Consider the following 6,679-nt stretch of genomic DNA (forward strand, 5'->3'; position numbering starts at 1 on the left):
CCCCCCGGCACCGTGCAGATCTTCGCCGCGTCCACCCTCTACGGCGCGGCCACCGTCTGTGCCGCGCTGGACGCCGACCTCTTCGGCCCCCGCGCCGAGCACCGCCGCATCCTGCTGGTCTGCAACACCGCGGCGATCCCCGAGAACGCCGTGCCGCTGCACCGCACCGCCTCCTTCGCCGCGCTGCAGGGCAGCTTCGACGAGGTCCGCTACTGGAACGACGAGATCGAGCCCTACCACCCCAGCGGCTGGACCCCCCGTCAGGAGGACGTGCCCATCCTGCAGCGACTGCTTCGCCGGTCCTGGGGCCTGGGCGACGCACCGCTGGAACTGGTGGTGGAGTCCATCCAGGTCAGCCCGGCCCGCGCCATCACCGCGATCTTCGACGAGGGTCCGGTGCACATCTACGCCGACGGCCTGATGAGCTACGGCCCCACCCGCAACGCGCTGCCCTACCTGCTGCACGGCCGCATCCGGCGCCTCCTCCACCTGGACCTGGTGCCCGGACTGCGTCCGCTGCTGCTCTCCGAGTACGGAGTGGAGCCGCAGGCGGTGCCGACCGAGGACTTCCGGGAGGTGCTCACCGACCTCACCGCCACCGCGCCCGGCCCGGAGCGGCCCGCCGAGTCCGGCTGCGCCCTGCTGCTCGGCCAGTACCTCTCCTCGCTGGGGCTGATCAGCGCCGACGAGGAGGAGGAACTGCACGCCCGGATGGTGCGCGGGGTGGTCGCCGCCGGCCTGACCGACATCGTCTTCAAGCCCCACCCCAGCGCCCCGGCCAAGCTCTCCGCCGCCATGGAGAAGGCCGCCGCCGAGGCCGGGGCCACGCTGCGGGTGCTGGACGAGCCGGTGCTCGCCGAGACGCTCTTCGAGCGGCTGCGCCCGGCCCTGGTGGTGGGCTGCTTCTCGACCGCCCTGCTCACCGCGGCGGCCTTCTACGGCCTCCCGGTCGCCCGGGTGGGCACCGAGCCGCTGCTGGAGCGCCTCAGCCCGTACGAGAACAGCAACCGCATCCCGGTGACGGTGGTGGACGCCCTGGTGCCCGACCTGGAGGCCCCCGGCTTCACGGTCGCCCCGCCGGCCCTGGACCCGGCCGACATCGCCGGCCGGCTCGGTCCGCTGACCACGGCGGTCGGCTACTGCATGCAGGCCAAGGCCTATCCGCACCTCGCCGGCCAGGCCGCCGACTGGCTGGCCGCCCACTACGGCCCCGCCACCGCGCGCTACTTCAAGCGGCGCCGGCTGACCGCGCTGGGGCTGCCCGGCGGCATGGTCGGGGGAATGCCGGCCGGTGCGCGGTTGCTGAAGAAGTCCCCGCTGGTACGCCGGGTGGTACGGCAGGCCAGAGCCCGCCGGAGCGGCCGGGGCTGACCGGCCGCGACGCGGGCCGTGACGCCCGGTACCGCGCGCGACACCCAGGACCGCATCGGGGCCGCCTCTCTTGCCCGAGGGGGCGGCCCCGGTGCCTGTGCGGACCCGGCCGACGCCCGTGCCACTCGCCGCCGCTCTCCGCGGCCCCGGAGCGACGCCGGCCGTCCCCTGTACGGTGGACGGCCCTCCCCGGCGGGTCCTCCGTACGGGTGAGGGACACGGCGCCGCCCCGGGGATCGGCCATTGTTGCTCCGTCCGTCGCCGCCAGGACACTTTCCGGCCGCCGGTGGTGCACCTCTGACACCGAAGGTGCACATGCGTACCGGGCCATGGGGGGCTTCCGACGGTTTCCCGGGCATGCCCGGGCAGCCCCCCACCGTCGAGCGCACAGCGCGCGTCCAGCCGCAGGAGTCCTCGTGACACGGCCCGCAATCGACGCCTCAGCGGCGTCGCCCACAGCAGCCGGACCAGACGCCGACGGGCCGCGTCCCGCCGAAGCCGCCAGGCCCTCCGAAACGACCGCCACCGCGGCCGCCGGCGCCGGGGCCGGCGCCGCCGAGGGGCTGCGCCGTGCCCGCCGGCGGGCCACCGCCGCCGCGACGGCGCTCTCCGCGCTGCTGGCCGCCCTCGGGCTCTGCCTCGGCGACGCCCTGGCACGGATGTACCCCTTCGGGGACGCCACCCGCAGCGTCAGCGACCTGGGCAACCAGTACGTCCCCTTCTACGCCCGCTGGTGGGACGTCCTGCACGGCCACGCCCAGGGAGACCTGCTGGTCAACTGGAACTCCGGCTACGGCACCAGCTACCTCCCCGATGTCGGCACCTACCTGGCCAGCCCGTTCTCCCCGCTGGTGGCCCTCTTCCCCCGGGACCGGGTCGATCTCGCGGTGTACGTCGTCACCGTCCTGATGACCGCCACCGCCGCCGCGGCCATGACCGGCTACCTGCTGCGGCTGCGCCGGGGCAACCCGGTGCTCGCCGCCTGCTTCGGCACCGCCTACGGCCTCTGCGGCTTCTCGGTGACCGACGCCGCGTACAACCCCATGTGGCTGACCGGCCTGATCGCCCTGCCGCTGCTCTGCCTGGGCGTCGAATGGGCCCTGGAGGGCCGCCGCCCGGTGCTGGGGGCGCTGCTGGTCACCGCGGCCTGGGCGGCCAACTTCTACACCGCCTACATGGCGGTGCTCGGCTCGCTGGTGGTGCTCGCCGTACGGCTGGCGCAGTCCCCGGCGCCCTGGCGGGCGCGCGCCGCCGTGGTCCTGCGGTTGGGAGTGCGCACCGGACTCGGTATCGGCGCCGCCGCCCCGCTCTTCCTGGTGGTCTACCTCGGCACCCGCTATGTCTGGCCGATCGACCCGCGCGAGTTCCACGCCGTGCCCTGGAGCGATGTGCTGGCGCGGTCGCTGCCCACCACCTACGGCTTCAACTCGCCCGGCCTCTACATCGGCACCTTCGCCCTGCTGGCCGCACTGGCTCTGCCGTTCGACCGCCGGATACCGGGGCGGATACGCGCCACCTGGGGCGTCGCGGCCGGAGCGGTGCTGCTGTCGCTGCAGTGGGGCCCCACGGTGCTGGTCTGGTACGCCTTCACCAACCCCAACGGCAGCAGCTACCGGCAGGCCTTCGTGCTCTGCGGGCTGCTGGTCACCGCGGGCTGGCTGACCTTCTCCCGCGGCCTGCCCGACCGCAGGGCACTGCTGTGCGCAGCCGGGGTGATGGCCGCGGTGGCCGCCGGCTCCGCCTCCTCCGGCCTGGACACCAGCTGGACGCTGCGGGTGCTCGGCGGCTCGGTCGTGGCAGGCGGCCTGCTCCACCTGCTGCGCCGCCACGCCCAGCGCCGGGGGATGTACCGGCTGGCCGCCGCCACCCTGGCGCTGCTGCCGGTGCTGCAGGTCGCCGAGGCCGCCGTGCACACCGCGCGGGTGGACCGCAGCCGGCTGCACCACCTGGACGCCCACCCCGCGTGGGGTCCCTGGCAGGACCAGGTGCGGCAGGCGGTGACGGCCGCCGACGACTGGCCGCGCAGCCGCACCGAGGCCGGTCCGGAGCTGGTCAGCGCCAACGACCCGCAGCTGCTCGGCGGCCAGGGCGCGGAGTACTACAGCAGCCTCACCTCCGAGGCCTGGATCTCCACCATGGCCGAACTCGGCTACGGCTGGACCTCCCGCGGCCGTGCCCCGCGGACCCTCGACAACCCGGTGACCGACGCGGTCTTCTCGGTCGGCACCCGGGTACGGGCCGTCCCCGACCCGCACGCCGGTCCCTATGCCGCCTCCGTGCACGCCACGGTGACGGTGAGCCACCAGCAGGTGCCGCCGCTGGTCACCGTACGTCCGGCCGGGCCCGCCCCGCGCTACGGCGACGACGCCTTCCGCAACCAGGAGATGCTGCTGGGCGCCACCGTCTACGCGGTCCCCGACGCCGTGGCGCTCACCCGGGACGGCCGTCCGGCCCAGCGCACCGCCGACGGCTGGCGGGCCGAGCAGCCGTCCGGCGGGGGTGCGCTGCCGACCCACCGGATCGCCGTGGCCTGCCGGCCCGGGTGGCAGGTCTTCCTCGACGCCCCGCACTTCGCGGGCACCGCGGCCATGGCCCAGGGCGACACCGTCCGGCTGGTCGCGGCCCCGGGCCGCCAGGTCGCCCCGATGCAGCGGCTCGGCGTCGTCCCGGCCGACGGCCGGGTGCGGATCGATCTGCGCGCCACCAAGCCCGGAACGCTGCCGCTGCACCCGGTCGGCTGCCTGGACCCCTCCCGGCTGGCCGCCGCCGTGGCCCGGCTGACCCGGACCGGTGCCACCCAGGTGTCGGTTTCCGGCCATGGTCTGCGGGCCGAGCTGCCCGCCGGCAGCGTGGGCACGGCCGTCGTCTCGGTGCCCCGCACCAAGGGCTGGCAGTGCGCCACGGGCGACGCGCCGCTGAGGCCCGCCGCGCAGTACGGGGGCCTGCTGGCGGTGCCGCTGGACGGCCGGGCGTCCACGGTGGACTGCTCCTTCACTCCGCCCGGGCTGAAGGCGGGCGCGGCGCTGGGCGCCGGCTCGCTGCTGCTGCTCGGCGCGGCGGGGGTGTGGAGCGCCAGGCGGCGCCGGGACGGCCGGCTCGCGTTCTGAGGCGCGTCCCGCGGGACGGTGACCCCGCGGGACACCGCAGTTGCTGACATGGCGTGATCTGATCGCTTCTGCACAGGACATCCGCTCCTGCCCGATAAGCGTAGAGGCGATGATCGCGTCACATTCCCTTCACCATGACCCGCTACCGTGTGCGGCTTCCGCCCCCCGGCGACGGTGCACACGAGGGTGTGCCCGGCTTCGGCCGCACCCCGGCGTCCTGACCGGGGCGGGTGGTTCGCCCACCGACGGTCTTCGCCGCGGCCCCGCTCCGGGGCCCGGCGTACCGGTGGCGACCACCGGGGCGGTGAGTGGCGGATGGCCGCGCAACGCGGCCTGGCTGAGCTCGGAAGGCGGCGCGGAGACGATGAGTAGACCCGACCGGACGGCGTCGGCGCGGCGGGGCACGCCCCGCCGCGCGGGGAGGGCGGCCGGGACCCGGACCGCGGCGGGGGGTGCCGTATGAGCACCCTGGACACCTCGCCCTGGGGACGGTCCACGGCCGGTACGGCCCAACCCGGCACGGCTGCGCCCGGGACGGTTCCGGCGGACGCGGTCCCGACCGGTGCGCCGGCCGCCGCCGCGCCGGTGGAGCCCTCGCTGCCGGGTCAGCGCAGGCCGGCGCACGGCGCGGGTCCGGCGCGCGCCGCCACCCGCGGCGGCCGGCTCTACGCACTGGACGGCCTGCGGCTGCTGGCGGCGCTGTCCGTGCTGGTCTTCCACTACATGGCCCGGGGCGGAAGCGCCTCCAAGGCCTGGGGGCAGCAGAGCCGCAGTGTGCTGCCGGGCATCGAGCCCCTCGCCGACTACGGCTGGCTCGGGGTCGAGTTCTTCTTCATCATCAGCGGCTTTGTGATCTGCATGAGCTGCTGGGGCCGCACGCCGGGGCAGTTCTTCCGCTCCCGGCTGACCCGGCTCTACCCCGCCTACTGGGTGGCCATCGGGCTGATCGTGGTGCTCCAGGAGATCTTCCCGGTGGTGGTCACCCGGCGGATGAGCCTCCACGACATCCTGCTCAACCTGACGATGCTCCATGAGCCCCTCGGCGTGGCGCATGTCGACGGGGTCTTCTGGACGCTCTGGGTGGAGATGCGGTTCTACCTGATCTTCGCCCTGGTGGTGCGGCTCGGCGTCACCTACCGCAGCACCGCGGTCTTCTGCGGGCTGTGGACGGTGGGGTCGGTGCTCACCCAGGTCAGCCACAACGTCCTGCTGGACAACCTGCTGGTCCCCAAGTACTCGGCGTACTTCATCGCGGGCATCGGCTTCTACCTGATCCACAGGTTCGGGCACCACGCCCTGTCCTGGGGGATCGTGGGCATCTCCTGGCTGATCGCCCAGGAGCGGGTGATCGCCGAGACGGACCGTTTCGGCAAGATGATCAACGCCCCGCTCTCGGGGACGGTGGGAGCCACCGTGATCACCGTCTGCTTCGTGGTGATGGCCGGGGTGGCGCTCGGCTGGTTCTCCCGGCTGAACTGGCGCTGGCTGACCACCGCCGGTGCGCTCACCTATCCGCTGTACCTGACCCATGAGCACCTGGGCCACCTGGTCATCTACGGCCTGCGCGACCAGTTCCCGCCCGGTGTGGTGCTGGCGGTGACCACGGTGGCGATGCTGCTGCTGGCCTGGCTGGTGCACCGGCTGGCGGAGCGGCCGCTGGCCAGGGCGATGAAGCGGGCGCTGGAGAAGCCGCTGCCGCCGTCGGTCTGACGGCGTGCCGCTGGGGGCGCGGTGGAATCTATGCGACAAAATCGACAAAAGGGACATAGATCCCTGGGGTCGGGGCTCGGCGGCCGGTGCGCTCCATGCGCAAGGCGACGCACCCGCCAGGACCCCGGCATCCCCCGGCCGGGGCGCGCCCGCTGCCTGTCCGCGCCCCGGCCGGGGACGTCGCCGCCGCCCTGCCCGTTCCCGGCCGGGGCCGGCGGCGCCTGCGTCCGGCCGGGACCGCCGCCGCCCTCGCGGGCTTCCGGCGGGGTCAGCTGCGGGTGTGCCAGGGGAGTTCGGTGGTGATGGTGGTGGGGCCGCCGTGGGGGCTGTCGATCATGAAGACTCCGTCGACGGCGCGGATGCGTTCGGCGAGGCCGGTGAGTCCGGTGCCGGTGGTGTCGGTGGTGGCGCCGCCGTGGCCGTCGTCGCGGACCTGGATCATGAGGCGGTTGTCGCTGCGCCAGACGTCCACGGTGGCGGTGCGGGCGGTG

The 6,679-nt window shown here is 74.6% G+C and carries 3 protein-coding genes and 1 pseudogene; 3 read left to right on the plus strand and 1 reads right to left on the minus strand.

Annotated features, from left to right (window positions below):
* The 3 genes from AOK09_RS25065 to AOK09_RS25075 form a co-directional block, all read left to right on the plus strand.
* Positions 1–1,371 (plus strand): alpha-2,8-polysialyltransferase family protein (locus AOK09_RS25065; RefSeq protein WP_245687467.1); only part of this gene is annotated, 1,371 nt, incomplete at its 5' end.
* 416 nt (positions 1,372–1,787) lie between these two features.
* The gene (locus AOK09_RS25070; protein WP_245687468.1) at positions 1,788–4,478 is read left to right on the plus strand and encodes a YfhO family protein; all 2,691 of its coding nucleotides are present in this window, start codon (positions 1,788–1,790) and stop codon (positions 4,476–4,478) included.
* Between the two features lie 459 nt (positions 4,479–4,937).
* The gene (locus AOK09_RS25075; protein WP_245687469.1) at positions 4,938–6,188 is read left to right on the plus strand and encodes an acyltransferase family protein; all 1,251 of its coding nucleotides are present in this window, start codon (positions 4,938–4,940) and stop codon (positions 6,186–6,188) included.
* A 268-nt stretch (positions 6,189–6,456) separates the two neighbouring features.
* On the opposite strand, the pseudogene AOK09_RS25080 reads toward AOK09_RS25075, so the two are convergent.
* Positions 6,457–6,679: pseudogene (locus AOK09_RS25080) on the minus strand (sensor histidine kinase); the annotation flags it as partial.

The sequence above is a fragment of the Peterkaempfera griseoplana genome (assembly GCF_001418575.1).
In the GTDB taxonomy this organism is placed as follows: domain Bacteria; phylum Actinomycetota; class Actinomycetes; order Streptomycetales; family Streptomycetaceae; genus Peterkaempfera; species Peterkaempfera griseoplana.

What these genes read in the sequence shown, in the direction of transcription:
- AOK09_RS25075 (WP_245687469.1), top strand. Translation starts at nt 4,938, where the DNA reads ATGAGCACCCTGGACACCTCGCCCTGGGGACGGTCCACGGCCGGTACG.